Consider the following 25,366-nt stretch of genomic DNA (forward strand, 5'->3'; position numbering starts at 1 on the left):
GACGGTGACATTCTCGCTCGAGGGCCTGCGCCGGTGGCCCGACGTCGAGGCTCCCGACCTCGTCGCGACGGATGCTGCGGACCGGCTGCTCCTGGACGAGTCCGCCGCCGCCCGCACCGGCGCCGGCGACGGTGAGCTCGTGGTGATCGGCGACGGTTACGGAGCGCTCACGCTGGGCGCAGCGTCCGACGGCGGCCGCGGCATCCGCGTCCATCAGGACCCGCTCACCGGCGAACGGGCGCTGGCCGCCAACGCCGAGCGGTTCGGCCTCAGCGACGCCTTCGTGTCGCTGCCACTCTCGCCAGAACTCGTGCGCGGCGCGCGCGTCGTGCTGATGCGGCTGCCGCGCTCGCTCGACGCGCTCCGCGACATCGCGCGGCTGATCGCCGCGCACGCGGCACCCGACGTCGTCGTCTTCGCCGGCGGTCGTGTGAAGCACATGACGCTCGCCATGAACGACGTGCTGCGCGAGAGCTTCGCCCGGCTCGACGTCACCCATGCCCGCCAGAAGTCGCGCGTGCTCGTCGCGCGCGGACCTCACGACGGCCGCGACCCGGCGCCGGTGCGCGTGACGCACGACGGGATCGTCGTGTGCGCTTTCGGAGGCGCCTTCGCGGGCGCGTCGATCGACATCGGCACGAGGTTCCTGCTGGAGCAGCTTCCCCCGCTCCCCGACGGCTCAGCCATCGACCTCGCCTGCGGAACCGGCGTGGTGGCGACGGTGCTCGCGCTGCGGCATCCATCCCTCCACGTGCTCGCCTGCGACCAATCGGCGGCGGCGGTCGCCTCCGCGCGGGCGACCACGGAGGCGAACGGCGTCGCCGACCGCGTCGAGGTCGTCCGCGACGACATGCTGGGGGCGCAGCCGGACGCGAGCGCGACCTTCATCGCGCTGAACCCGCCGTTCCACTCGGGTTCCGCGGTGCACGAAGGGATAGCTCCGCGGATGTTCGCAGAGGCCGCCCGCGTGCTGCGGCAAGGCGGCGAACTCTGGGCGGTCTGGAACTCCGGCCTGCATTACCGCCCCGCGCTGGAGCGGGCGGTCGGGCCGACGCGGCAAGTCGCGCGCAACGCCAAGTTCACGGTGACGGCGTCCACCCGCCGCTGAGGAGCCTGCGTCTACTCGCCGGCTTCCGGGGTCGGCTCGGGCCCGGTCGTCGGTCCGAACAGCACCCACGCACCGTCGGTGCACTCGTAGAACTCGACCGCTGCGGTGTCGATGTACACGTCGCCGTCGGCGGTGCAGGCGTCGTCGGCGGGCCCCGATGTGCCGAGAATCACTTGTGTTCCCGGGGAACCGGGGGCGCCGCTGGGTCCCTGAGCACCCGAGGCCCCCTGCTCGCCCTGAGCACCCTGCTCGCCCTGTTCCCCCGCCGGCCCCTGCTCGCCCGTGAGGTTCTCGGCAGCCGCCTCGCGGAGATTGCCGACGAGCGTCCACGCGTCGTCCTTGAAGAGGTACACGTCGGCGTCGAGGATGTCGATGTAGACGTCGCCCTCGTAGCCCTTGCCCTCCTCGGGCGCGCCGGAACCGGCGCGAACCGCCGACCCGGCGGGGAGGATCTCGGCGAGCACGTCCTCGTACTCGGGCGACGCGGTGGCCGAGGCGGAGGGTTCGGGTGCCGGCACCGGCGCGGCAGTGTCGACCGAGCGCGCGAGCCAGGATCCGAGGAAGGCGGCGAAGAACGACAGCAGCACGAGGCCGAGCCCGAACCAGATGAGCGTGCCGCGCGTCACCGGAGGTGCGACGGGTGCGGCTGCCCGCGGGGACGCGGGATCCTCGGTCGATTGCACATCCTGGACCACGGCACCTCCCCTTCCACCGCGTGCGTCGTCGTCGCCGGACTCCCACAGCCTCGGCGTGACTCAACTGTAGGAACGCGGGCGCCCCGTGTCACCTCTTCGCCGGGAATTCGTCCCTGCACGCCGGGCCCTTGACAGCCCTCACCGTGAGGGATTGACTCTCGAATCGAGGTCCTTGCATTTCCCACCGTGGCCGTCGAGGCCACGCCGACGACGCCACGTGGTGGGGTCGCCACCCTCCCGTCGGCTTCGGGTACCGCCGGCGGGGCCCCCAGATCGATGCATCCTCTCTGGAGACAGCCATGCCGTCCCAACTGACCTATCCCGGCGTGTACATCGAGGAGGTGGCCAGCGGGGTCCGCACTATCGTCGGGGTCTCCACCTCGGTCACCGCCTTCGTGGGGCGGGCGCCCCGCGGACCAGTGGACAGACCCATCGTCGTGACGAACTTCGGTGAGTACGAACGCACGTTCGGCGGACTGTGGAAGCTCAGCCGGCTCGGATTCTCCGTCCGCGACTTCTTCCTCAACGGCGGCGGTACGGCCGTGATCGTCCGCGTCGTGAATGATGCGGCCTCCGACGCCGACGATCCGGCATCGTCCTCCGTCGACCTCGCCCTGGACGCCGGCGCGGATCTCCTCACGCTCCAGGCAGTCGACGTGGGCCTGTGGGGCGACGGCCTGCGCGTGCGCATCGACCACGACACGCGTCCCGAGGACCCCGCGCTCGGCGATGAACCCGACACCCTGTTCAACCTCACCGTCCGCGACGGCGCGACGGGAGTCATCGAGGCGCACCGCAACGTCGTCCTCACGCCCGCAGATCATCCGCGGCTGCTGTCGCGGGTGCTCGACAACGAGTCGGACCTCGTGCGCACGGCAGGGACGGTGCCCGACAGCAGTCGTCCCAAGGTCCACACCGGCACTCCCGCCGCGGGCAAGACGATCTGGGACGACATCACGCCGACGCCGGGCGATCCCTCGCAGGAGGCGAGCCAACGGCTCGCAGGCGGAGACGACGGCGACGATCTCGTCGCCGCCGATGTGAAGGGCTCGCTCGGCGCCAAGTCGGGGATGTACGCGCTCGAGGATGCCGATATCTTCAACCTTCTCGTCATCCCTCCGTATCTGGGGGTGTCGCCCGACGGTCCCGGCGGCGAGGTCGAGGCCGATGTCGTCACCGAGGCGGCGACGTACGCCGAGGCCCGGCGCGCGTTCTACGTGATCGATGCACCGCCGACCTGGGACTCGGTCGGCGACGCCAAGTCCGGCCTCGCGTCGCTCGGGACGGTGAGCGCCAACGCAGCCGTGTACTTCCCGCGGCTGCGGCAGACCAACCCGCTGCGCGACAACCAGCTCGAGACGTTCGGCGCGTCGGGCGCGGTGGCCGGCGTGCTCGCACGGACCGACGCGACCCGCGGCGTGTGGAAGGCCCCCGCGGGCCTCGAGGCCACCCTCAACGGCGTGCCTGAGCTCTCCGTCCCGTTGAGCGACGGCGAGATCGGGCAGCTCAACCCGCTCGGCATCAACAGCCTGCGCGCGTTCGCCGGCGCCGGCCGCGTCGTATGGGGGGCACGCACGCTGAAAGGCGCGGACTCGCTCGCGAACGAGTGGAAGTACATCCCGGTGCGGCGCACGGCGCTCTTCATCGAGGAGTCGCTCTTCCGCGGGACCCAGTGGGTGGTGTTCGAGCCCAACGACGAGCCGCTGTGGGCGCAGATCCGCCTCAACGTCGGCACGTTCATGAACGACCTCTTCCGGCAGGGCGCCTTCCAGGGCAGCACGCCGCGCGACGCGTACTTCGTCAAATGCGACAAGGAGACGACGACCCCGTCCGACATCGATCGGGGAATCGTCAACATCCACGTCGGGTTCGCGCCGCTCAAGCCCGCCGAGTTCGTCGTCATCCGACTGCAGCAGATCGCCGGCGCGAGCGCCGTCTGAGCCGAAGGAATCGGGACATGGCACAGTTCAGCGTCAACGCCAGCAGGTTCGACCCGTACAAGAACTTCAAGTTCCGTGTGAAGTGGGACGGCAAGTACGTTGCGGGCGTCAGCAAAGTGAGCGGCCTCAAACGCACCACAGAGGTCGTGGAGCACCGCGAGGGCGGAGATCCGTCGACGTCGCGCAAGTCGCCCGGCCGGGTCAAGTTCGAGGCGATCACCCTCGAGCGCGGCGTCACGCACGACGTCGAGTTCGAGCAGTGGGCGAACAAGGTGTGGAACTTCGGGTCGGGGCTCGGAGCGGAGGTGTCGCTCAAGGACTTCCGCAAGGACCTCATCGTCGAGCTGTACAACGAGGCGGGCCAGCTCGTGATCGCGTACAAGGTGTTCCGCGCGTGGGTCTCGGAGTACCAGGCGCTCCCCGACCTCGACGCCAACGCCAACGCCGTCGCCATCCAGACGCTCAAGCTCGAGAACGAGGGCTGGGAGCGGGACTACGCGGTCGTCGAGCCGTCCGAACCCGTTTTCGCCGAACCCTAGGAGCCGACGGTGGCCGCCGCCGCAGCCTCTCCGGTGCGGGCCAAGACGATCCTCGACCTCGCCGACGCGGCGCAGGGCGAGGCGCCGATCGCGCGTGCGCTGCGGGTCGCGGCGGCAGCCGGCGAAGATGCGGCGGGTCTGCGCGATGCGCCGCTCGGGCACCTGCACGCCGCCACCCTCGGCTTCCACAGCGCGCTCGCCGGCCGGCGGCTCGAGGCCGTCGTCACGTGCCCGGCGTGCACATCGGCCGTCGAGTTCGCCCTCGATGCCGACTCCCTGCTCGGGCTGAGCGGCGCGGCGGCCTCGGGCGACCTGACCGTGCCCACGGAGGCCGGCGCCTGGCTGGTGCGCTGGCGGGTGCCGACGGCGGGCGATCTCGCGGAGGTCGCGGGGCGAACGGATGCTGCCGCCACCCTTCTCGCGCGGTGCTGCGATGTCACGGGCCCCGGTGGCGAGGACGCGACGCTCGCCCCGGCCGAGGTGGTCGAGCGCATCGAGGCCGCGCTCGCCGCCGCCGACCCGCTCGCCGAGGTCTCCGTCGGGCTCGAATGCCCGGAGTGCGGCGCGCTGTTCGACGCCGACGTCGACCCGATCGCCTTCGTGTGGCGTGAGGTCGAGTCGCGCGCCCGGAGGGTGCTGCGCGAGGTCGACGTGCTCGCGCGGGCCTACGGCTGGACCGAGGCCGAGGTGCTCGCGCTCCCGGAGCAGCGCCGCGCCGCCTACCTCGAGATCGTGCGGGAGGGAGCATGAGCGGCTACCTCGCACGTCTCGCCGCCCGCGCGGGTGGGGCTCCCGCCGCCGCGGGTCCGCGGCTGCCTTCTCGTTTCGAACCGAGCACCCGCGACGGATCGACGGATGCTGCGGCGCCCCCGGCGATCGGCACGGCCGCGGAAGCCCCCGCCCGGGCCGGCCTGCCGGGTCCGCCGAGGAGCACCGACGCCCGCGCACGGGTCGAGCCGGTCGCCCGGGCTCGCGACGAGGGCGATCGCGCGATCCCCGCGCCCTCTCACTCGGATGACCGCGGCCGGCCGGCGACGGGAATCGCACCGGAGGCCGGTACCGCGAAGCCCGCCCCGGAACGCTCGGCTGTTGGGGTCCACTCCGAGCGCAGCGACGCCCCGGCCGCGACGACTCCTCTCACCGCCACTGCCCGCGTCGAGGCCATGCCGGTTCGCCGCGCGGAACCTCCGATCGCCGCAACGCCGGCGGTGCGCGCGAGCGCGCGGGACGAGGCATCCGTCCCCGCTGCCGAGCCCGATGTCGTGCACGTCACCATCGGGCGCATCGAGGTGCGCGCCGGGGTGACGGCGCCCGCCACCGCTCCCCGCAGCGCGCGCCCGGCGCGCGACCCCGAGCGGACGCTGCACGACTACCTCTCGCGGAGGCCACGATGAGCGGCCCGCTCGCGATCGGGGGCGTCAGCGCGGTGCTGCGCAACCTGCTCGACAACGGCATCGTGCAGGCCGGGCCCGCCGTGGGCACGGTGAAGGTGACCGCGCTCGCGCCGGACGCGATCAAGCTCAACGAGCCCGACAGCGAGCCGAGCCTCAACCTCTTCCTGTACCGCGTGAGCCCCAACGCCGGATGGCGCAACGCGGGGCTTCCCGGGTTCGACTCCGCGGGCACGCGCACGGCGAACCCGCCGCTCGCGCTCGATCTGCACTATCTCCTCACCGCCTACGGGACAGCGGACTTCGAGGCCGAGATCCTGCTCGGGTACGCGATGTCGATCCTGCACGACCAGCCGGTCCTCGATCGGGCGTCGATCCGGACGGCACTGCAGGCCGGCGTGGTGAGCGGAAGCATCCTGCCGCCTGCCTACCAGGCGCTGGCGGCCGCGGACCTCGCCGATCAGGCGGCCGAGATCACGGTCACGACCGAGCCGATCGACTCCGAGGAGATGTCGCGGCTGTGGTCGGCCATCCAGGCGAACTACCGCCCGAGTGTGGGCTATCTCGTGACGGTGGTGCTGATCGAGGCGACCAAGCCGGTGCGCAGCGGGCTGCCGGTGCTCACGCGGGGCGATCCGGCGGCGAACGGCGGGCGGGAGCCCGGTGTCTTCGTGCACCCGGATCTGCTGCCACCCGTCCCCACGCTGTTCCGCGTGGTCCCGCCGGCGCCGCAGCCGGCCGCGGCACTCGGCGAGAGCGTGCGCGTCGAGGGGGCCCACCTCGACGGGACAGGCGTGGAGGTGCGCTTCTCGCATCCTGCGCTCGCCGCGCCGATCGTCGTGCCGATCGGCGTCAACACGCGCCGCGACGTCGTCGACGTGCCCCTCCCGGCGAGCCCCGGGGCGGACGCCGCATGGCCCGCGGGCGTGTGGACGGTGCGCGTCTCGCTGACACCGCCCACCGAGACGATCCCCCGCGAGACGAACACCGCGGCGATGCTCCTCGCCCCCGTCATCCGGTTCGGCGGCGCCACCGGCGCGGTCCGTGACGGCGGCACCGGTGACGTCACCGCGACGATCGAAGTCTCGCCCGAGGTCCGGCCCGGTCAGCGGGCGACCCTCGCGCTCGGCGGCGCCGTGGCGCGGGCGCAGCCGCACGCAACGGTGACCGACACGCTGGTCTTCGCGTGCGGCGACGTCCCCGGCGGGCCGCAATGGGTGCGCCTCGCCGTCGACGGCGCCGAGAGCCGGCTCATCCTGTTGAGCCCGAAGATCCCGCCGGACCCGCCCGCGTTCGATCCGGTGCAGAGGATCACGGTCCCATGAGCACCACCGCCGCATTCGGCGAGCCGGACCCGCCGCGCGACGCACCGCGCGAGCGGCTCGTGTCGGAGCTCGCCCGCATCGCGGCGCTGCTGCGCGGCGATGACGCGCCCCGACCCAGGACCGACGACTCACCGCTTGCGGACCTCGGCCACCGGCTCGGGCTCTCCGCGTTCGAGTGCGACGTGCTCATGCTCGCCGCCGCCGTGGAACTGGACGCGCAGGTGGCGTCTGATGTGGCGGCGGCGCAGGGCGGGACGCCGTCGCCGACCTTCGGGCTCGCGCTCTCGGTGCTGCCCGCGGCGCACTGGGACGCGCTCTCGCCCGACCGGCCCCTGCGACGTCGGCGGCTGGTGAGGCTCGGGGCCGGCGACATCCTGGCGCTGCGTCCCCTCCGCATCGACGAAGCCGTGCTGCACCGCCTCACCGGCCTCGGGCCGGGCCGTCTCGACGGACTCGTCGCCGACCCGCTCGCGGGCGGCCTCACCGCGGCGCAGACCGCGCTGGCCGATGAGCTCGCCGCCGCGGTGCGCGCGGTCGACGGGCGGGTGCTCGTGCGGCTCGACGGCGCGGATGCCGACACGCGAGCGGGCGTCGTCGCCCGCCTGGCGGCGTCCCTCGGGGGCGGCGTGCTCTCCGTGCGGGATGCCGCGGCCGCCGAGCGCGACCCGGCCGACACCGCCGCCGTGCTCGACCGGGAGGCTGTCCTCGACGGGCGGCTCATCGCCACCGACGACGCGCGACTGCTCGCGCTGCTGGAGGCCGAGGTCGTCGTCACCGACGGCCCCGGAGACGTCGCCGGCAGGGTCACCCTCGCCCGCACCGTGCCCCTGCCCACCGCAAGCGAGGAGGCGGCGCTGTGGCGCGCAGCCCTGGAGGTCGACGCGACGAGGACCGCCGACGCGATCGTCGTCGCCGAACGTGAGCTGTCGCAGCACTTCCGCCTGCCCGCGGGGGTCGTCGCCGCGGTCGCCGCCGAGTGGCTCGGCCTCACCGACCGCGATGTCGCGACCCTGCGCCGCCTTGTTCGCGAGCGCTCCCGCACGGGCTTCGGTGCGCTCGCACAGCGCATCGAGCCGCGCGCGAGGTGGGACGATCTCGTGCTGCCCGAGGGCCAGCGCGAACTGCTGCGCGAGATCGAGCGGCACGTGCGTCACCGCGCGACCGTGCTCGACGACTGGGGGTTCGCGAGCCGCTCGGACCGCGGACTGGGGGTGACCGCGCTCTTCGCGGGCGAGAGCGGCACCGGCAAGACGATGGCGGCCGAGGTGCTCGCCGCGTCCCTGGGCCTCGACCTCTACCGCATCGATCTCTCCGCGCTCGTGAGCAAGTACATCGGCGAGACCGAGAAGCATCTGTCGACCGTGTTCGACGCTGCCGAGGCATCGGGCGCCGTGCTGCTCTTCGACGAGGCGGATGCGCTGTTCGGCAAGCGCAGCGACGTCAAGGACAGCCACGATCGCTACGCGAACCTCGAGGTCGCGTACCTGCTGCAGCGTATGGAGTCCTATCGGGGCCTGGCGATCCTCACCACGAACCTGCGGGGCAACGTCGACCGGGCGTTCCTTCGCCGCATCCGGTTCGTCGTGCAATTCCCCTTCCCCGACGAGGCGTCGCGCGCCGAGATCTGGCGGCGCGTGTTCCCGGCCGCGACGCCGCTCGCGGACGTCGATCCTGCGGCGCTCGCCCGCATCCAGCTCAGCGGCGGCGCCATCCGGCAGATCGCCCTCTCGGCGGCCTTCGCCGCCGCCGGCGAGGGCGTCGCCGTCGGTGCCGAGCACCTGCTGCGCGCCGCCACGCGCGAGGCGGCGAAGTCCGAGCGCGCGCTCACCGCCACAGAGACCGGGGCGCTCCGAGGCGGTGCGAGATGACGCGCATCGACATCGACATCGAGCGCCTCGTGCTGCGGGGCGTTCCGGCCGAGCTCGCCGAGGGGATCGGGCCGCTCATCGCGGAGCGCCTGAGCGAGCTGGCGACCGCCGACCGGCGCGGCGACGAGCCGCCGCGCTGGGCCGCCGCGCCGCGCCGTGCGCGGCCGGTGACCGATCGCGAGGACCTCGCCGCCCAGGTGGCGCGCAGCACGTGGGCGACGGCCCGCGACCGGATCCGGGAAGGGGCGCCGCGATGAGCAGGACTCCCGCTCCCCCGGCGAAGGGCACGGATGCCGCACCCCCGCGGCGCGTGTCGCATCGCCACGACGCGACGGAGCGCCAGGCCGACCGGGCCGCGGACATCGTCGCTCGCGGCGGGAGCGTGACGGGCTGGTCGTTCGCGACCGTGCCGGCCGAGGCATCCGTCCATCGTGACGAGGACCAGCCCAAGAAGCTCGAGGACAAGCCGCGACCCCAGGCGGAGGCCTACAAGGAGGGCGCGGGCAAGGCGGTGGAGGCGGCCACCGAGACCGAGCTGCCCAGCGGCAAGAAGGTCCGCGAGGTCATCGAGGACAGCCCGCTGCTGTCGGCCGTCGCCGCGAGCGGCCTCGCGGTCTCTGGGAAGGATGTACCGCTGCCGCTCGGGTCGATTCCGAAGGTCAAGGACATCGTGCCGCCCGGTCTGAGCGTCGGTGTGAGGGCCGAGGGCGTCCCCGGGCTTCTCGCGGGCGATCCGCGCCCGGGCGGCCGCGGCGTGGGCTTCGGCGACGTCGGGCTCGGACTCACGCTCGGCTACACGGAGCAGTTGCCCAAGGGAGGCGGGAAGCGACAGAGCGCGGCCGACAGGAAGACGGCGGCGATCGCCGCCGACACCGCACGGCTGAGGAACGACCCGATCATCAAGAGCCTCCAGGCGCAACAGGACAAGAAGGTCAGCGACGCCGCGATCGCGTCCGTCGTGGCGCGGCAGAAGTTCGCCCCGGCCGGTCAGGTGCCAGGTCTCCCCTTCCCACTCGTGCCGCCGCTCGCCGCGCCGAAGTCCGAACAGCAGAAGAAGCCCGAGGACGCCGTCAAGGCGGAGGAGCAGAAGAAGCGCGAAGAGGTGCAGCGTGCCCCGGCGACGACGAGCGAGGCGGCGCCCACGGAGGATTTCGACACGACGGGAGTGGATGCCGCGACCCGAGGCGGCGGCCGGGCGCTGGATCCGAGCCTCAGGCATTCGATGGAGGCGCGCTTCGGCTACGACTTCTCGTCGGTGAGGCTGCACGACGACCCGCAGGCGGCGAGCGCAGCCGCCGGAGTCGACGCCACGGCGTTCACCGTCGGTGAGCACATCGTGTTCGGCTCGGGCCGCTTCGACCCGTCGAACCCGGCGGGTCGACACCTCATCGCCCACGAGCTCGCCCACGTCGTCCAGCAGCGCGGGGGCGCCGCACCACGCTCCACCGGGGCACCGGCCCGCGTGCAGCGGCGGAGCTTCTGGGAGAAGCTTGCGGTCTTCTTCGGCGCCGAGGGCTCATGGAGCGACGCCGAGCTCCTGGCCTACGTGAAGGCGATCACGAAGGCCGGATCGCACGACGGCTCGTACGACGCCGACAACAAGGCCCGCGCGGTCGTGCGCAGATGGAAGGCCGGCAGCCCGGGATGGGAGCTCACGGGGAAGCAGATGGGCCTGCTCATCGACGAGATGATCGACGGACCCACACTCGACGACGACGAGGACGCCATCCTCGATCTCGTCGAGCTCGCCACGCCGGACGAACTGCTGGTGGTGTTCCGCGAACCGGCGAAGCGCTACGCGTCGCTCGAGGACAATCTCCATGGCGCCCAGCAGGATCGCCTCGACGATCTCGTCGCCCGGCGCTTCGCCGGAGGGGGCAAGGCTCTCTCCCGGGGAACCGTCGAAGTGGTCGGGCCCGAGATCCCCGCCGGGTCGCCGTCCTTCGCGTTCGACGGCGCCCGCTTCGACGCCCGGTTCGAGGAGGACTACTACGGCGACGACCCCGCTGCGGTCGTCGCCCGCCTCTCCCCCGCCGATCGCCGGAAGGCGCGGGACCATGTGCTGCACACGACGCGCCCCCGATGGCAGGGCGAGTTCGAGGCGGTCACCCGGGAGCGAGTCGCGGCGACGGACGACGCCGAGCGCCGGCGGCTCGCGAAGAAGGAGCGGAAGCTGCGTCACAGAGTCCGCGCACTCGACCTGTTCATCGCCGACACGCTTCATCGCGACCTGCCCGCCTCCGCCGACGACGCCCTCGCCACCACCTCGCCGGTCTCCGGCGACAAGGCGAAGGCAGCGCGCGACGCGCTCACCCCGCCTCGCCCGGTGAAGCCGAAGCCGACGCCACCCACCACACCGCCGGACCCCGCGACAGCGCCGACGGCCGCGTCGACCACGGCATCGGCGAAGCCGAAGAAGTCGGCCGCTGAACGCCGCAGGGAAGCAGCGGCGAAGCGCAAGGAGGAGGCCGCTCGCAGGAAGGCCGAAGCCGAGGCGAAGGCGAAGGAGGAAGCCGAGCGCAAGGCGATGTTCGCGCCCGGAGGCAAGTACCGCACGCTGGTCGCAGCGGCCCTGGCGGTGAAGATCGACAAGGCTTACGAGAGCGCCCGCGCGGCGGGCACCGCGTCCAAGCCCTCCGAGATAGAGCGCATGGCGAAGCCTGCGAAGGATGCGACCGACGGCGTCTTCGGCAACTTCTACAACCCGGGTGCGCGGCCCGAGTTGACCTTCGGCGGCGACGGCAAGCCGCAGACGCTGTTCTCCTGGCACCACCGGCAGACCACCGCCGTCAAGTCCGCCGATCCGGCCGACCGCGTCGCGTGGGCCCTGCAGCAGATCCGCTACTACTTCCGCTCGGACGCCGCGTTCGACGCCATCAACGCCGAGTGCGACGCGCGGCCAGAGACGATCGGCGACAAGCGCAACGACGAGGCGCAGGCACTGGAGGACGTAGCCCAGGCCGCCGTGGTCGACGGGGTGAGCGAGAAGTGGGAGGACGATCCCCAGACCACCGCCGACAAGCTCATCTACATCGACCGCAACTGGGGCGGAGCACAGGTCGGGGGGCAGATCTACGTGGACATGTTCCAGACCGGCGACGTCGACGAGGACCGCGCGGCACGGTGGGACATGTTCCAGACCCTCATCCACGAGTACGGCCACACCCTCGCGCACGCGGACTACCGGCGGTACGCCGTGAGGCTGAAGGAGAAGTCGGAGCGGGAGTGGAACACCCTCATGGAGGGCGTCGACAGCCTGCTCACGGATGTCGTGTGGTCGAAGAGCGGTCGTCGGCTCCTGTCGCACCGGCCGACGCGCGAGTCGGTCGAGGGCAGATCCTGGGCCGCGCTGCCACCCATCACCGTGACCCCACCCGGCGCGTACACCTCGATCACCGAGGCGCAGCGCCTCGTCGACGTCGTGGGCGCCGACAACGTGTGGACGGCCTACTTCCTGGGCAAAGTCGACCGCATCGGCGGCACGGCGAGCGGGAGTCGGCCATGACGGATGCGCTCTCACGGCTCCTCGACGCCGCCGACGTGTCGGGGTGGACCGGCCTGCCCGCCGACGCCGCGGAGACGCTCGGCATCGTGGCCGGCACCGCATCGACGTTCGACGGGCTGCTGGGCGATCCGCCCGCGGTCACCTCGTGGGTCCCGCTCGCGACACGGTCGTTCAGCGACGGCTTGCGCGCGTGGGTCCGGGAGGGCCGCGTCGTCCTGGTCGAGGGCGTCATGCCCGTGGACGGTGACGGAGGCCTTCTCGCCATCCCCGAGCTCGGCGAACCCGACGCCGAGCTCGACCACGTGTTCGGGCCGCTGACGATCACCGGCGGCGAGCGCGTCTACGCCGCGCGCGGTCTCGCCGTCTGCGTCAATCCGAACAGCGGTGTGCTGCTCGCGGTGCGCGGATACGCGCCGACGACGCCCGAGGACTACCGCCGGCGTCCGAGGCCCGTTCCGGTGCCGGAGCTGCGTTTCGCGGGACGGGGTGCGCCGTGAGTCTCGCGCATGTCCACTCCGCTGCTCCCGCGTCCGATCGCCCGAGCGGGGTGCACGCGGTCGGGCATGCGGACGCGCCCGCCGAGCGCATGGCGGAGCGGTTCGCCGAGGCATCCGTCGCCGCTGCTCCGTCCCTCACCGGCTGGTCGTTCGCGGCGGTGCCCACGCACGGGTCGGCGGCATCGACAGAGCTCGACGTCCGGCTCGACGGCGAGGGGCGCGCCCTCGACTCGGCCGAGCGGCTGGCTGCGCCACCGGGCCTCGACGCGGGCGACGTCCGCGTGCATACGGATGCCGCGGCCGCCGACACCGCCGAGCGCGCGGGTGCGGAGGCGCTCACGGTCGGCCGTCGCATCGCGTTCGCGCCGGGGCGTGAGCAGCGCGGCACCGAGGAGGGCCGGCGCAGGCTCTCGCACGAGCTCGCTCACGTCGCGCAGCACCGGATCGGCGGTCCTCCCATCGTGCGCCGTCAGCCGAAGGCTCCTGTCGCGCCGGCGACGACGCTCATGGCCCTCCCGGAGGCCGATCGCAAGCGCATTCAGATCACGGCGGACATGCCGGTGAGCATCCCGTCGCCCGACACGTCGTTCCAGGCGAACGCCACGCCGTACACGCCACCCGCGAAGACGACGATCACGATCGACGGCTCGGCGAGCGCGGTGCCGGCGAAGGGCATGCAGAATCTCGTCGGGCAGCTGATGGATGCCACGCCCACAGTGCTGCCGGAGAACAGCACGATCACCCTCAGGCTCGACCTCGCCAAGCACGGCGGGATCGACGGGCTCTACCGCTTCACCCACGCCGCGCCGCCGGCACCCGCCGGTGGGACGGCGACGACGAGGGTGCTCGTCGAACAGCTCGGCGCCGCGACCGCACCGCCCGGTCAGGCGGTCCCCGGACCGCCCGAACCCGGAAAGAAGCCGCCGCCCGACCCGATCGCCGGGAGGATCAAGACCGCCGGCATCACGCATTCCCTCACCGGCGGCCAGCTCGAAGCCCTGCGCGGCGCGGTGTCACGTGTCCCCGCGGCGCATCTCGCCCTCGTGCAGGGCATCACCGTTGTCGTCGGTGACCCGCCTGCGGGAGAGGACGGGGAGTACGACGCGGGAACGCATACCGTCACGATCCGCAAGACCGCCTTCGACGCGTCCGACGTGCGCTTCGCCGGCAAGGGCTCCGCTCTCTCTTACGCATCGCAGGTGATCCTCCACGAGATCGGGCATGCGATCGATGACCGCAACATGCGCAAGGCGATGGCGAAGTACACATCCGCCGGCGCGGCCCAGGCGGCCACGCTCGCGAAGCACGCCGACGCCGCCGGCAACTACCCTCTGGGCGGTCCGGCAGAGAAGGCGATCAAGGCTGCGGAGGGCGCGACCAAGACCGCGCGAGATGCCCTCGCCGCGACGACGACGGAGTCCGGGTCGACCGTCAGCTTCAGCGGCACCACCGCGAACGTCGACGAGGGCGGCGACGCCAAGGGCAAGCCGTTCCGCGAGGCGACGGAGAAGGACGGGGGCGCGGCGACCCAGTACGGCACCACCGCCTGGAAGGAGAGCTACGCCGAGGCGTATGCGCTGTACGTCTCGTCCCCCGAGCTGCTGCAGTCCCTGCGTCCGGCGACCTACGCGTACTTCGACAGCGCGCTCCCGAAAGACAAGGCGGCGAAGCGGCCATGACTTCACCCCGGCTCATCAAGGGCGGCCTCGTGCAGGTCGACGTCAAGAGCGGGCGGACGCTGCGCACGATCGCCCTGCAGTACAACCCCGACTCCCTCAGTCGCACGATGCAGGTGCAGGCGGCGGGCGAGTCGGGGGGCGACAGATCCCAAGCGCTGCGCATCAAGGGCGCTGCGGCCGAGACCATCAAGGTCGAGGCCGAGATCGACGCGACCGATCGGCTCGAACACCCCGATCAGAACCGGACGGCGGCCGAGGTCGGCATCCATCCGCAGCTCGCTGCGCTCGAGCTGCTCGTGCAGCCCACGAGCGACGCGCTGCAGGGCAACGACTCGATCGCCCGTGGCGGCGCGCTCGAGGTGCTCGCGATCGAGACGCCCCTGCTGCTGTTCGTGTGGGGACCGAACCGCGTCGTGCCGGTGCGCATCACCGACCTCTCCATCACGGAAGACGCGTTCGACGCGCAGCTCAACCCGATCCGGGCGACGGTCTCGCTCGGCATGAGGGTACTCACCGTCGACGACCTCGGTTTCGAGCACCGCGGCGGTCAGCTGTTCATGGCGCACCTCCGCTCCCGCGAGGCGCTCGCCAAGAAGGCCGGCTCGGCGCCGCCGTCGGCGCTGGGCGTGAAGGAGCTCTGACATGGTGGATCCGCTGCAGCAGCTGCTCTCGGCCGGCGTCGTGCCGCAGAATCCGCTGCCGCCCACGAGCCGGTACGCCGGTGTCGGCACCGCCCAGCACGTGGCCGACGCGGAGCCCGGCGTCGAGCCCGTGCCCGTCGCATTCCTGCGGCGACGGCTGGTGCCGAAGCCGGAGCGCTTCAGCACCCTCTACGAGGTGCGGTGCGTCGAGGGCGACCGGCGCGACCTCCTCGCGGCCCGGCACTACGGCGACCCCGAACTGTGGTGGCGCCTCGCCGACGCCAACGGCGTGATCGACCCCGCCGGCATGGCCGGCCCTCCCGGGCGTATCGTGCGCGTCACCCTGCCCGTCGACATGAGGGGGGCCGATGGCTGAGCTGTCGTCGCAGCCCGTGCGGCTGCACCTGTACGCGGGACCCGCGATCGCCGTGCCGGCTCCGCAGTCGCTCGTGGAGGCGCTGCGCGAGGTGACGATCGAGAACGGCTCGGGCGACACCCAGAGCGGGTTCGAGCTCGTCTTCGATGTGCCCAAGAAGTCGCCCCTCTCGACGCTGTTCCTCCTCACCGGGGGCGTCTCGATCCCGCTCCTGCGCATCGTCCTCGCCGTGACGATCGGCGGGTCGACGGAGGTCCTCGCCGACGGCGTGATGACCGACCACGAGTTCAAGACCGACGGGACGACCGCAACGCTGCACGTCAAGGGCAAGGACCTCACCGCCGTCATGGACATCTTCGAACTCGACGGCATCCCCTACCCCGCGATGCCCGTCGCGGTGCGCGCGCTCGCCGTGCTCGCGAAGTACGCGGCGCTCGGCGTCGCGCCCCTGGTCATCCCCGCGCTCGTCGAGGACCCGCCGATCCCCACCGAGAAGATCCCCCGCCACCAGGGCACGGACTACGCGTACCTCAAGAGCCTCGCCCACGAGGCGGGCTACGTCTTCTACATCGACCCTGGTCCAGTCCCGGGCCTGAGCAAGGCCTACTGGGGACCGGAGGTGCGTCTCGGCATCCCGCAGCGCGCGCTCGACGGCGGGCTCGACGGCCCGCACGACAACGTGACCGGGCTGAACTTCACGCTCAACAAGGAGGCGAAGGAGCTGCCGGTCGTGACGGTGCACGAGCCCTGGAGCAAGGCGCCGATCCCGATCCCCATCCCCGACATCAATCCGCTTCGACCCATGCTCGGCCTCGTGCCGCCGCTTCCGCCGAAGCTCACCTTCCTGCCCGGCACGGCGAAGCTCAGCGCCCCGGCGGCGATCATGAAGGGCATCGCGTACGCGGGGCAGCACGACGACATGGTCACCGGCACCGGTCAGCTCGATGTCGCCCGCTACGGCCGCGTGCTCAGATCGCGCGGGCTCGTGGGGGTGCGCGGCGCCGGCGACGCCTTCAACGGGCTCTACTACGTGAGCAGCGTCACCCACAAGATCGCGCGCGGCAGCTACACGCAGTCGTTCACCCTCGCCCGCAACGCCCTTCTGTCCACCGTCCCGGAGGTGCCCGTATGAGCGACACAGAGACCGCCGTCGCCACCAAGAAGCTCTTCGGCAAATACCGGGGGACGTGCGTCAACAACATCGACCCGATGCAGATGGGGCGCATCCAGGTGCTCGTCCCGTCGATCGGCATCCCGCCGAGCTCGTGGGCGATGCCGTGCCTGCCCGTCACCGGCACCCAGACCGGCGTCTTCACCGTCCCGGCCATCGGGGCGGGCGTCTGGGTGGAGTTCGAGGGCGGCGACCCCGACTACCCGGTGTGGGTCGGCGGCTTCTACTCCCCCGCCGATGTGCCGGCAGCCGCGCGCATCGTGCCGCCCGGGGTGTCGGGCCTCACCTTCCAGACGCTGCTGAGCAACTCGATCACCATCAGCGACACGCCGGGGCCCACCGGCGGCATCCTCATCAAGACCACGACCGGCGCGATGATCTCGGTCAGCGACGTCGGCATCACGATCAGCAACGGCAAGGGCGCCGTGATCTCGATGGTCGGTCCGACCGTCAGCATCAACGCGGGCGCCCTCACGGTGACGTAGGAGGAAGGATGCCGGGACCCGTGCTCACTCAGGCCACTTCCGTGCTGTGCTCGCACGGCGGGGTGGCGGCGGCGGTGTCGCCCTTCCCGCGGGTGCTGGTGGCGGGCGCGCCCGTCGTCACGCTCGCGACGCAGTACGCGATCGCGGGATGCTCCCTCTCGACGTCGTCGGGCCCGTTCGACGTCAGCGGGCAATGGGTCGCCGGAGCCGTCCGGGTGCTGGCGGGCGGAGTCCCCGTCGCCGTAGCGACCGGGTCGTCCCTCACCGTCGCGACCGGCGCGCCGCTGATCCCGGGCGCCGTGCAGCCGAGGGTGGTCGCGTCATGAGCGGTACCCTCGACTTCCCGTGGGCCGTGGACGGCACCGGGCGCACGGCGACCACCGGACGCGACGAGCACGTGCGCGACCTCATCGAGCAGGTGCTGCTCACCTCCCCCGGCGAGCGCGTCATGCGGCCCGAGTTCGGAGCGGGGCTGCTCGCGCAGGTCTTCGCACCCGGCGGACCGGAAGCGGCCGCGGCATCCCAGTTCCTGATCCAGGCATCGCTTGAGCGCGAGCTCGCGAACGTCATCGCGATCGAGTCGGTCGAGGTCGAAGCTCGCGACGCAGCCCTCGTCGCGACGATCGCGTACGTCGTGCGGGCGACCGGATCGCACGAGGTGCAGACTTTCCGCACCCCGCCGGGGGTGTCGCCATGACCTGTTACACGTGCGGCGATCGGCGCCGCCTCATGGCGGTGAAGCTCGCGGGGGTGCTCAACGGCATCGAGTTCCTCGAGGTGCGCGACCACGAGGAATCCGTGGCCGACCTGCGCCAGCGGACGCTCGTCGTCCGCCTGCTGCTGCCGGTGCCGGCGGGTCTCGACCGCACGTGGATCGCGCTCGAAGGCGGCGAGCGCATCCGCCCGGTCGCTGTGGAGTGGGCGAGGGCCGGCACGGACCTCACCGGCTCCGAGCTCGGCCTCATCGACGGGTACGACGACCCCGCGACGCTGCTCGTCGTGCGCACGGCACGGTGGGGCGACTTCTCCCTCTATACGCTCCGCGTGCGCACGCCCGGAACCACCGACCCGCCGACGGGCTTCGACCCGCTGCTGGCAGGTGTGCCCTTCTCGTTCAAGGTGGAGTGCCCGAGCGACCTCGACTGCCTCCAGCCGTGCACCTGCCCGGCTGGTGTGCACCACCCGCCGCCGATCGACTACCTCGCGAAGGACTATCAGGGCTTCCGCCGAGTCATGCTCGAGCGGATGGCGCTGCTCGCACCGGGATGGACGGAGAGGTCGTCTGCCGACATCGGCGTCATGCTCGTCGAGCTGCTCGCCTACGCCGCCGACGAGCTGTCGTATCGGCAGGACGCCGTGGCGACCGAGGCCTACCTCGGAACTGCCCGCAGCCGCATCTCACTTCGACGCCACGCGCGCCTCGTCGACTACCGCGTGCACGACGGCGCGAGCGCCCGGGTATGGGTGCGGCTCCTCGTGGGCGAGGGCGCCGTCGACGTCCCTCTCGCGGCGGGCACGCGGCTGCTCACGCGCGTTCCCGGAGTCGACGACCAGCGCCTGGAGAAGGACACGCGCGACTACGAGCGGGTCATCGACGCGCAGCCTGTCGAGTTCCAGACCGTGCACGGCGCGCTGCTCGACCACGACCTCTCCGAGCTGCGCTTCTGGACCTGGGGGCGCCTCGACGAGACACTGAAGCCCGGGACGACATCGGCGACGCTGCGGGGCGATCACCCTGCGCTGCGCGCGGGCGAGGTGCTCGTGCTCGCCGAGACCGTCTCCCCCTCGACGCGCGTCGCGGCGGATGCCGACCCCAGTCGCCGTTTCGCCGTGCGACTGGTCGAGGTGCGGGCGTCGAAGGACCCCTCCGGCACCCTCTTCGACGGCGGCGAGGAGGACGTCACCGAGATCCGCTGGCACGAGGACGATGCCCTTCCCGCCGCGCTGTGCATCGCCGTGGACGGGATCGAGACCGCGGTCGCGTGGGGCAACATCGTGCTCGCCGACCACGGGGCGACCGTCGCCGGCGAGAGCGGAGACGGCGAGCCGCTGGGGGCCGTGCCGCTCGCGCGACTCGTGCGGGCCGGCGCCGACTGCGACGACGAGGGCGGACGCGTTCCCGCCCGGTACCGCCCCTCGCTGATGCAGTCGCCGCTCACGCGCACCGTCGTCCATGATCGCGAGGTGCTCGCGACAGCCCCGTTCACCGCGGCTCTGGAGGCCGAGCTGCAGGGCAGCGCGTCGAAGGATGGGCTGCAGGCGCTCTTCGCCGCCGCGGGCATCGCGCAGATCGGCGACGAGGCCATCGTGCGGGGATCAGGGATGCTGCACTCCCTGAGCTTCGGCGGGCGCGCCTGGCTGCTGCGCGAGAACGTCACCGACGACACGCTCGAGGTGCTCGAGGAGTGGGAGTCGGCCTCTGCGGTCCGCTCGGGCGATCTCCGGTCCGCGGCGCCGGCGGTGACGCTCACGGGCGAAGAGCCCGGCGGCGCCGGGCACGAGTGGCATCCAAGCCCCGATCTCATCGCGAGCGACGGCGAGCACCGCGCGTTCGTGGTCGAGCAGGAGCACGACGGGACGGTGCTGCTGCGGTTCGGCGACGACGAGCACGGCGCCCGGCCAACCGAGCGCACCGCCTTCCGCGCGACCTACCGCGTCGGCAACGGCGTCGCCGGCAACATCGGGCGCGAGAGCCTCGCCTACCTCGTCGGGGACGAGAACGACGTCGTCGGGGTCGTGAACCCGATGGCGGCGTTCGGCGGCGTGGACGCCGAGACCGGGGACGAGATCCGGCGCGACGCCCCGGCGACCCTGTCGATCCAGGAACGGGCGGTGACGACCTCGGACTACGCGGCCAAGGCGCAGCTGCATCCCGGAGTCGAGAAGGCTGAGGCGACATTCCGCTGGACCGGGTCGTGGCACACGGTGTTCGTCACGGCGGATCGCCGGGGCGGACGCGGGGTCGACGCCGGGTTCGAGGCGGCCTTGCGCGCGCAGCTCGAGCGCTACCGCATGGCGGGGTACGACCTCGAGGTCGACGGGCCGGCGTTCGTGCCGCTCGACGTCTCGCTGTTCGTGTGCGTCGAGCACGGCCACCACCGTTCCTCGGTCGCCCGCGAGCTGCGGTCGGCACTGTCGGACGCGGTACTGCCCGACGGGCGGTTGGGGTTGTTCCACCCCGACCGCTTCACGTTCGGCAGGCCCGTCTACCTCTCGACGATCCTCGCGGCCGCTCACGCGGTGCCGGGCGTCGAGTCCGTGGAGGTCCTGAGCTTCCAACGACAGCACGAGCCGTGGTCGAGCGGCATCGATTCCGGCGTCCTGCCGATGGGGCGCCTCGAGATCGCGAGGCTCGACGACGATCCCGACTTCCCCGAGCGCGGGGTGCTCGCGCTGACCTACGGGGGCGGATCATGAGCGCCCACCGCTCGGCTTGCGGCTGCGCCGCGTGCCGTGCGGCTGCTGCACCGCCGCTGCCGGTCGCCAACCGTCCGGGCCTGCGTTCCATCCGGTACCGGTCGGGCACGCACGGCGACTTCCTCTCGGCCATGATCGCAGGGCTCTCCCGCGACACCAGTCCGCCGACACAGGCGATCCCTCCCGCCATCGACCCGCCCCAGCCGCACGAGGCGCGGCCGGCGCTGCGGGGGCTGCGCACACGCGACGCCGACGACGCGACCGTCGCGCTCCTCGACGCGTTCGCCGTGACCGCCGACATCCTCACGTTCTACACGGAGCGCCTCGCGAACGAGGCGTATCTCGGCACCGCGACCGAGCGCACGTCGCTGCAGGAGCTCGGCGCCCTCGTCGCGTATCGCCTCGGTCGCGGTGCGGCCGCCGAGGCCGCCCTCGCGTTCTCGCTCGAGAAGCCGCCGGCACCCCTGCCCGAGTCGATGAAGGATCCCGGGATCGCTCCGCCCGCCGTGCCCACCGCGCTCACGCTGCCCGTCGGGCTTCGGGTGCAGAGCGTGCCGGGGCCGGACGAAAGACCGCAGACGTTCGAGACCGTCGAGCAGATCGAGGCACGCCCCGAGTGGAACGCCCTGCCCGTCGTGCCGACCCTCCCCTTCCCCCAGGTGGCCGCGCCGACAGAGGCGTGGTTCGAAGGCACCACCCTGGGGCTCGCGCGTGGCGACGCGCTCCTGTTCACGGGACCGGAGCTCGGCACCGAATGGGACCTTCGCAGCCTCGACTCCGTCGAGGTCATCGAGAAGGCCGGCGTGACGCACGTCACGTGGTCCGGCGGCGTCGCGTCCACCATGCCGCCGTCGATGCCGATCACCGACTTGCGGGTGTTCGTGTTCCGCCGCCGGTTCGCGGTCTTCGCCCACAACGCTCCCGTCTGGGTGCTCGCCGACCCCGAGGCCGACCCGCCGACGTACCTCAATCCCGACACCGACAGCGGTTTCCTCGCGACCACGTCCTCCGGCGACACGACCTCCACGTTCCTCGACGGCGCCCACCCGGAGCTCCCGATCGGGTCGTGGCTCGTGCTCGACGCGGCGGCGACCAACGGCCGGTTCCGCGTCGCGAGCGTGCGGGAGGCCTCGCTCGCGATCTGGGGCGTCTCCGGCAGGACGACGGCACTCGGCCTGACAGGACCCGCTCTGGGCGTCGACCTCTCCCCGCGTGACGTGACGGTGCTCGCCGTCCCCGAGCCGCTCACGCTCGCCGGGGTTCCGGTCACCTCCGCGATCGCGGGCACGACGATCCTCGTCGACGGAGACGCGCACGAGATGGTCGCGGGACGCACCGTGATCCTGTCGGGGACGGATGCTGCGGGCACGACGGTCAGCGAGCCGGTCGTGGTCGCATCCGCCGAGCCCGTCCCCAGCGGCAGGACGCTTCTGACGCTCGCGTCCGCGCCGACGATCGCCCCCACCCGCTCATCCGCCGTCGTCTTCGGCAATGCCGCCCGCGCGACGCACGGCGAGACCGTGACGCAGCTTCTCGGCTCGGGCGACGCCCGCGTGCCGTTCGCCGCGTACCGCCTGCAGCAGTCCCCCCTCACCTTCGTCCGTGCCGAGACACCGCGGGGCACCGCGTCGACCCTCGAGGTGCGCGTCGACGACGTGCGCTGGACCGAGGTTGCGACGACGGCCACCGCCGGGGCGACCGATCGCGTGTACGAGACGCGGGACGACCCGGACGGCGGGATCAGCGTCGTGTTCGGCGACGGCGTCCACGGCGCGCGGCCATCGACGGGATCGACGAACGTGCGTGCCCACCACCGCAAGGGCGTCGGCGCGGCGGGCAACGTCCGCAAGGACCAGCTGGGCATCGCCCTCGACCGACCGCTCGGCCTCAAGGGCGTGACGAACCCCGCACCCGCCGTCGGCGGCGTCGATCCCGAGACAGAGGCCGACGCACGGCGGGCCATCCCGATCCCCGTGCGCACCCTCGGCCGCACGGTGTCGCTCGTGGACTACGCCGACTTCTCGCTCGCATTCGCCGGCATCGGCAAGGCACGGGCGGACGTGCTGCCGGCGAATGGCGGACCACTCATCGTGGTGACGGTGACGGATGCTGCGGGCGCGGCGCCGCCCCTGCAGATCGTCGAGCGGCTCGAGCGCGAACTCCGGCGCTGGGGCGATCCGCTCGTGAGGGTCGCGGTCGTGCCCGTCCGGCTGGTGGACTTCCGGATCGCCCTCAAGGTCGACACCGACCCAGATCGTGAGCGCGGGAAGGTGCTCGTGTCGCTCGAGCGTGCTCTGCGCGACACTTTCGGCGCGGTCGCCCGGGAGCTGGGCGATCCGGTCCATGCCTCCGAGCTCGTCGCGGTCGCCGCATCCGTCGTCGGCGTGGTCGGGATCGATCTCGACCAGTTCCACCGCGGGACCGCACCGGGCCTCGCCAAGCGCCTGGTCGCGGCATCCGCTGCTCTCGCGGTGCCCAGTCCGCTCGGCGCCGAGCTGCTGGCGCTCTCGACCGACCCCTTCCCGCCCCTCCAGGAGATGCCATGACCGAGCCCGAGGCCGCAACGGCCGCCGCGCACCTCTGGCAGCTTCTGCCGGCGGTCTATCGCCTCCGCGACGGCGAGGCGGGAGGCGTGCTCGCCGAGCTCCTCGATGTCTTCGGCGATCAGCTCGAGGTGCTCGCAGAGGAGCTGGCGCAGCTGTACGACGACCAGTTCGTCGAGACGGCCGCGCCGTGGGCGACGCCGTACGTCGGCGGCGTCGTCGGGTACCGGCCGATCCACGGCGTCGTGCCCGAGGTGGTCTCGCCGCGCGCCGAGGTCGCGAACACGGTCGCCTATCGCCGTCGCAAAGGGACCGCCGCGGTGATCGAGCAGCTCGCCCGCGATGTCACCGGGTGGCCGGCCCGCGTCTACGAGTCGTTCGAACGCGTCGCGACGACGCAGTACCTGAACCACACGCGTCCGCATGCGGCGGCGAGCGCGGGACTGCGGGAGCACGAAGCCCTCCACCACGTCGTGCAGCAGGGAGCCGCGTTCGACGACCTCGCGCACACGGCGCACGCCCGTCCCCTTGCTTCGACCTGGCGGGAGCGGCGGGGTCGCTACGGCATCGTGAAGGTGCCGATCTTCCTCTGGCGCACGCAGCCGGTGCTCATCGAGCGCTCGCCCCTCGCGCCTGACCCCTCCGCCGATGGCCGCAGGTTCCGGTTCGACCCGCTCGGCGCCGATGTGCGGCTGTTCAGCCAGCCACGGATCGAGACCGACATCGCGCACCTCGCGGAGCCGCCCGACGTGCCGCTGCCTCTCACCGTCCGGTGGGCGGCCGACCACGCACCCGCCGTCTACGGGCCGACGATGTCGCGGGCGCGCCGGTCGATCCTGCTCGAGCGGCAGACGGGTGGCGGCGAACCCGAGGCCATCCCGCTCGCGGTGGTCCGATTCGCCGACCTCTCCGATGTGCCGGGCGGCGGCGGGGCATGGGCGCACGAGCCCGCGGCGGGCGACGTGCACATCGACCCCTCGCTCGGCCGCGTCTGGTTCGGAGAGCCGTTCGGCGCCGACGAACGGGTGCTCGCGACCTTCTCGATCGGCATGGCGGTGCCCGTCGGGGCGGGCAACCGACGCCGGGGCGACGACCCGCTCCCCTTCCCCCGCCGCACGGCCTCGGCGGGCGGATCCCTGCAGGCCGAACTCGATCTCTCGCAAGAGGCGGGCACGGTTCTCATCGTCGACTCCGACCGCTACCCGCAGAGTGTGACGATCACCTCGCTCACGCCTGACCCGACGGCCGGCGACGACACGGCGGTGTGCCTCGCCGCCGACGCCGGCGCGCGGCCCTTGCTGGAGCTCTCGTCGCCGCTGAGACTCGACATGGCGGCGAAGAGCACGGTGGTGCTCGACGGCCTGCTCATCTCGGGTGCCCCCGTCGTGCTCGACGAGATCGACCCGCCCGATCGCGAGCCCCGCACCATCGTCATCCGCGACACGACGCTCGTTCCGGGCATCACCCGCACGACCACCGGGGCGCCGGCCTCGCCCACCCGGGCGAGCCTGATCGTGCTCGACCCGTTCGCCTGCGTGCGGATCGAACGCAGCGTCGTCGGTCCGATCATCGCGGTCGAGGGCGCGACGATCGAGATCGTCGACTCCATCGTGGACGCCTCGTCGCGGACCGGCGTTGCCGTCACCGGCCGCGACGGCACGTCGCCGCGCACGGTGTCGGCCGTCGCCGACTGGGAGACGGGCGACGGCACCGCGGCCGCCGGCGACCTCGACATCGTCGCGTCGACGATCGTCGGCAGCATCCGCTGCATCCGATTGGATGCCTCGAACTCACTGCTGCTCGCGGCCCTGGCCGAGGGTGATCCTCGGCCGCGCCCCGTGCACGCCGAGCGGACGCAGCAAGGGTGTGTGCGGTACTCCTTCCTGCCGGACGGGTCTCGCACCGGCCGACGTTTCCACTGCGCACCCCGTCCCGACGACCCCCTCGCGGTGCAGCGGGCCTCACGCCCGCGCTTCGGCTCGATGCGCTACGGCGACCACGACTACCTGCGGCTCCACGAGGGAACGCCCGACCGCATCCGGCTCGGCGCCGACGACGAGGGCGAGATGGGTGTGACGCACCGCCTCTACGCGCCCCAGCGCGAGACGAACCTGCGCATCCGCCTCGACGAGTACCTGCGGTTCGGCCTCGCGGCCGACCGCATCTTCGCGACATGAACACGGGAA

At 72.4% G+C, this 25,366-nt stretch carries 21 protein-coding genes; 20 read left to right on the forward strand and 1 reads right to left on the reverse strand.

The window, feature by feature from the left end:
* Positions 1-4 precede the first annotated feature (4 nt).
* On the forward strand, positions 5-1,108 hold the full coding sequence (locus tag J2Y46_RS18760; protein ID WP_310244446.1) for a methyltransferase: 1,104 nt from the start codon (positions 5-7) through the stop codon (positions 1,106-1,108).
* An 11-nt stretch (positions 1,109-1,119) separates the two neighbouring features.
* On the opposite strand, the gene J2Y46_RS18765 is transcribed toward J2Y46_RS18760, so the two are convergent.
* Positions 1,120-1,803, reverse strand: coding sequence for a hypothetical protein (locus tag J2Y46_RS18765; RefSeq protein WP_310244449.1), 684 nt, complete (start codon positions 1,801-1,803; stop codon positions 1,120-1,122).
* A gap of 299 nt (positions 1,804-2,102) precedes the next feature.
* Between J2Y46_RS18765 and J2Y46_RS18770 the strand changes: the two genes are divergently transcribed.
* From J2Y46_RS18770 to J2Y46_RS18860, 19 genes are read left to right on the forward strand one after another with little or no spacing between them, the layout of a single operon-like run.
* Complete coding sequence (locus J2Y46_RS18770; RefSeq protein ID WP_045299936.1) at positions 2,103-3,743, forward strand: phage tail sheath C-terminal domain-containing protein; 1,641 nt, start codon at positions 2,103-2,105, stop codon at positions 3,741-3,743.
* Between the two features lie 17 nt (positions 3,744-3,760).
* Positions 3,761-4,282 (forward strand): phage tail protein, encoded by a 522-nt coding sequence (locus tag J2Y46_RS18775; RefSeq protein WP_056369810.1) that lies wholly within the window; start codon positions 3,761-3,763, stop codon positions 4,280-4,282.
* 9 nt (positions 4,283-4,291) lie between these two features.
* Complete coding sequence (locus J2Y46_RS18780; protein WP_052676824.1) at positions 4,292-5,032, forward strand: hypothetical protein; 741 nt, start codon at positions 4,292-4,294, stop codon at positions 5,030-5,032.
* On the forward strand, positions 5,029-5,676 hold the full coding sequence (locus tag J2Y46_RS18785) for a hypothetical protein (protein WP_310244454.1): 648 nt from the start codon (positions 5,029-5,031) through the stop codon (positions 5,674-5,676). The genes J2Y46_RS18780 and J2Y46_RS18785 overlap by 4 nt, the downstream gene beginning before the upstream one ends.
* Positions 5,673-6,998, forward strand: coding sequence for a DUF4255 domain-containing protein (locus J2Y46_RS18790; RefSeq protein WP_310244458.1), 1,326 nt, complete (start codon positions 5,673-5,675; stop codon positions 6,996-6,998). Before J2Y46_RS18785 ends, J2Y46_RS18790 begins: the two co-directional genes overlap by 4 nt.
* Positions 6,995-8,866 (forward strand): ATP-binding protein, encoded by a 1,872-nt coding sequence (locus J2Y46_RS18795; protein WP_310244459.1) that lies wholly within the window; start codon positions 6,995-6,997, stop codon positions 8,864-8,866. The genes J2Y46_RS18790 and J2Y46_RS18795 overlap by 4 nt, the downstream gene beginning before the upstream one ends.
* Positions 8,863-9,123: a hypothetical protein gene (locus J2Y46_RS18800; RefSeq protein WP_045299944.1), complete on the forward strand. Its 261-nt coding sequence runs from the start codon at positions 8,863-8,865 to the stop codon at positions 9,121-9,123. Before J2Y46_RS18795 ends, J2Y46_RS18800 begins: the two co-directional genes overlap by 4 nt.
* A complete protein-coding gene (locus tag J2Y46_RS18805; protein WP_310244463.1) occupies positions 9,120-12,371 on the forward strand; it encodes a DUF4157 domain-containing protein in 3,252 nt (1,083 codons plus the stop codon). Before J2Y46_RS18800 ends, J2Y46_RS18805 begins: the two co-directional genes overlap by 4 nt.
* On the forward strand, positions 12,368-12,868 hold the full coding sequence (locus tag J2Y46_RS18810) for a hypothetical protein (protein ID WP_310244467.1): 501 nt from the start codon (positions 12,368-12,370) through the stop codon (positions 12,866-12,868). Before J2Y46_RS18805 ends, J2Y46_RS18810 begins: the two co-directional genes overlap by 4 nt.
* A complete protein-coding gene (locus J2Y46_RS18815) occupies positions 12,865-14,547 on the forward strand; it encodes a DUF4157 domain-containing protein (protein WP_310244470.1) in 1,683 nt (560 codons plus the stop codon). Before J2Y46_RS18810 ends, J2Y46_RS18815 begins: the two co-directional genes overlap by 4 nt.
* Positions 14,544-15,188, forward strand: a complete 645-nt coding sequence (locus tag J2Y46_RS18820; RefSeq protein WP_310244473.1) for a hypothetical protein — start codon at positions 14,544-14,546, stop codon at positions 15,186-15,188. Before J2Y46_RS18815 ends, J2Y46_RS18820 begins: the two co-directional genes overlap by 4 nt.
* Before the next feature lies 1 nt (position 15,189).
* Positions 15,190-15,564 (forward strand): LysM domain-containing protein, encoded by a 375-nt coding sequence (locus J2Y46_RS18825; protein WP_310244477.1) that lies wholly within the window; start codon positions 15,190-15,192, stop codon positions 15,562-15,564.
* On the forward strand, positions 15,557-16,696 hold the full coding sequence (locus J2Y46_RS18830) for a hypothetical protein (protein WP_310244480.1): 1,140 nt from the start codon (positions 15,557-15,559) through the stop codon (positions 16,694-16,696). Before J2Y46_RS18825 ends, J2Y46_RS18830 begins: the two co-directional genes overlap by 8 nt.
* Positions 16,693-17,220, forward strand: a complete 528-nt coding sequence (locus J2Y46_RS18835; RefSeq protein ID WP_045299955.1) for a phage baseplate assembly protein V — start codon at positions 16,693-16,695, stop codon at positions 17,218-17,220. The genes J2Y46_RS18830 and J2Y46_RS18835 overlap by 4 nt, the downstream gene beginning before the upstream one ends.
* An 8-nt stretch (positions 17,221-17,228) precedes the next feature.
* A complete protein-coding gene (locus J2Y46_RS18840) occupies positions 17,229-17,546 on the forward strand; it encodes a hypothetical protein (RefSeq protein ID WP_310244481.1) in 318 nt (105 codons plus the stop codon).
* Positions 17,543-17,917, forward strand: coding sequence for a GPW/gp25 family protein (locus tag J2Y46_RS18845; protein ID WP_045299959.1), 375 nt, complete (start codon positions 17,543-17,545; stop codon positions 17,915-17,917). Before J2Y46_RS18840 ends, J2Y46_RS18845 begins: the two co-directional genes overlap by 4 nt.
* A complete protein-coding gene (locus tag J2Y46_RS18850; protein ID WP_310244485.1) occupies positions 17,914-20,637 on the forward strand; it encodes a putative baseplate assembly protein in 2,724 nt (907 codons plus the stop codon). The genes J2Y46_RS18845 and J2Y46_RS18850 overlap by 4 nt, the downstream gene beginning before the upstream one ends.
* Positions 20,634-23,183, forward strand: coding sequence for a baseplate J/gp47 family protein (locus J2Y46_RS18855; RefSeq protein WP_310244487.1), 2,550 nt, complete (start codon positions 20,634-20,636; stop codon positions 23,181-23,183). The genes J2Y46_RS18850 and J2Y46_RS18855 overlap by 4 nt, the downstream gene beginning before the upstream one ends.
* Positions 23,180-25,357: a hypothetical protein gene (locus J2Y46_RS18860; protein WP_310244490.1), complete on the forward strand. Its 2,178-nt coding sequence runs from the start codon at positions 23,180-23,182 to the stop codon at positions 25,355-25,357. Before J2Y46_RS18855 ends, J2Y46_RS18860 begins: the two co-directional genes overlap by 4 nt.
* Positions 25,358-25,366 lie beyond the last annotated feature (9 nt).

This window comes from Microbacterium sp. BE35 (genome assembly GCF_031457705.1).
Classification (GTDB): Bacteria; Actinomycetota; Actinomycetes; order Actinomycetales; family Microbacteriaceae; genus Microbacterium; species Microbacterium trichothecenolyticum.

Coding starts and splice junctions, on each gene's coding strand:
- J2Y46_RS18770 (WP_045299936.1), top strand. CDS start 2,103: ATGCCGTCCCAACTGACCTATCCCGGCGTGTACATCGAGGAGGTGGCC.
- J2Y46_RS18775 (WP_056369810.1), top strand. CDS start 3,761: ATGGCACAGTTCAGCGTCAACGCCAGCAGGTTCGACCCGTACAAGAAC.
- J2Y46_RS18785 (WP_310244454.1), top strand. CDS start 5,029: ATGAGCGGCTACCTCGCACGTCTCGCCGCCCGCGCGGGTGGGGCTCCC.
- J2Y46_RS18790 (WP_310244458.1), top strand. CDS start 5,673: ATGAGCGGCCCGCTCGCGATCGGGGGCGTCAGCGCGGTGCTGCGCAAC.
- J2Y46_RS18795 (WP_310244459.1), top strand. CDS start 6,995: ATGAGCACCACCGCCGCATTCGGCGAGCCGGACCCGCCGCGCGACGCA.
- J2Y46_RS18800 (WP_045299944.1), top strand. CDS start 8,863: ATGACGCGCATCGACATCGACATCGAGCGCCTCGTGCTGCGGGGCGTT.
- J2Y46_RS18805 (WP_310244463.1), top strand. CDS start 9,120: ATGAGCAGGACTCCCGCTCCCCCGGCGAAGGGCACGGATGCCGCACCC.
- J2Y46_RS18810 (WP_310244467.1), top strand. CDS start 12,368: ATGACGGATGCGCTCTCACGGCTCCTCGACGCCGCCGACGTGTCGGGG.
- J2Y46_RS18820 (WP_310244473.1), top strand. CDS start 14,544: ATGACTTCACCCCGGCTCATCAAGGGCGGCCTCGTGCAGGTCGACGTC.
- J2Y46_RS18825 (WP_310244477.1), top strand. CDS start 15,190: ATGGTGGATCCGCTGCAGCAGCTGCTCTCGGCCGGCGTCGTGCCGCAG.
- J2Y46_RS18830 (WP_310244480.1), top strand. CDS start 15,557: ATGGCTGAGCTGTCGTCGCAGCCCGTGCGGCTGCACCTGTACGCGGGA.
- J2Y46_RS18835 (WP_045299955.1), top strand. CDS start 16,693: ATGAGCGACACAGAGACCGCCGTCGCCACCAAGAAGCTCTTCGGCAAA.
- J2Y46_RS18840 (WP_310244481.1), top strand. CDS start 17,229: ATGCCGGGACCCGTGCTCACTCAGGCCACTTCCGTGCTGTGCTCGCAC.
- J2Y46_RS18845 (WP_045299959.1), top strand. CDS start 17,543: ATGAGCGGTACCCTCGACTTCCCGTGGGCCGTGGACGGCACCGGGCGC.
- J2Y46_RS18850 (WP_310244485.1), top strand. CDS start 17,914: ATGACCTGTTACACGTGCGGCGATCGGCGCCGCCTCATGGCGGTGAAG.
- J2Y46_RS18855 (WP_310244487.1), top strand. CDS start 20,634: ATGAGCGCCCACCGCTCGGCTTGCGGCTGCGCCGCGTGCCGTGCGGCT.
- J2Y46_RS18860 (WP_310244490.1), top strand. CDS start 23,180: ATGACCGAGCCCGAGGCCGCAACGGCCGCCGCGCACCTCTGGCAGCTT.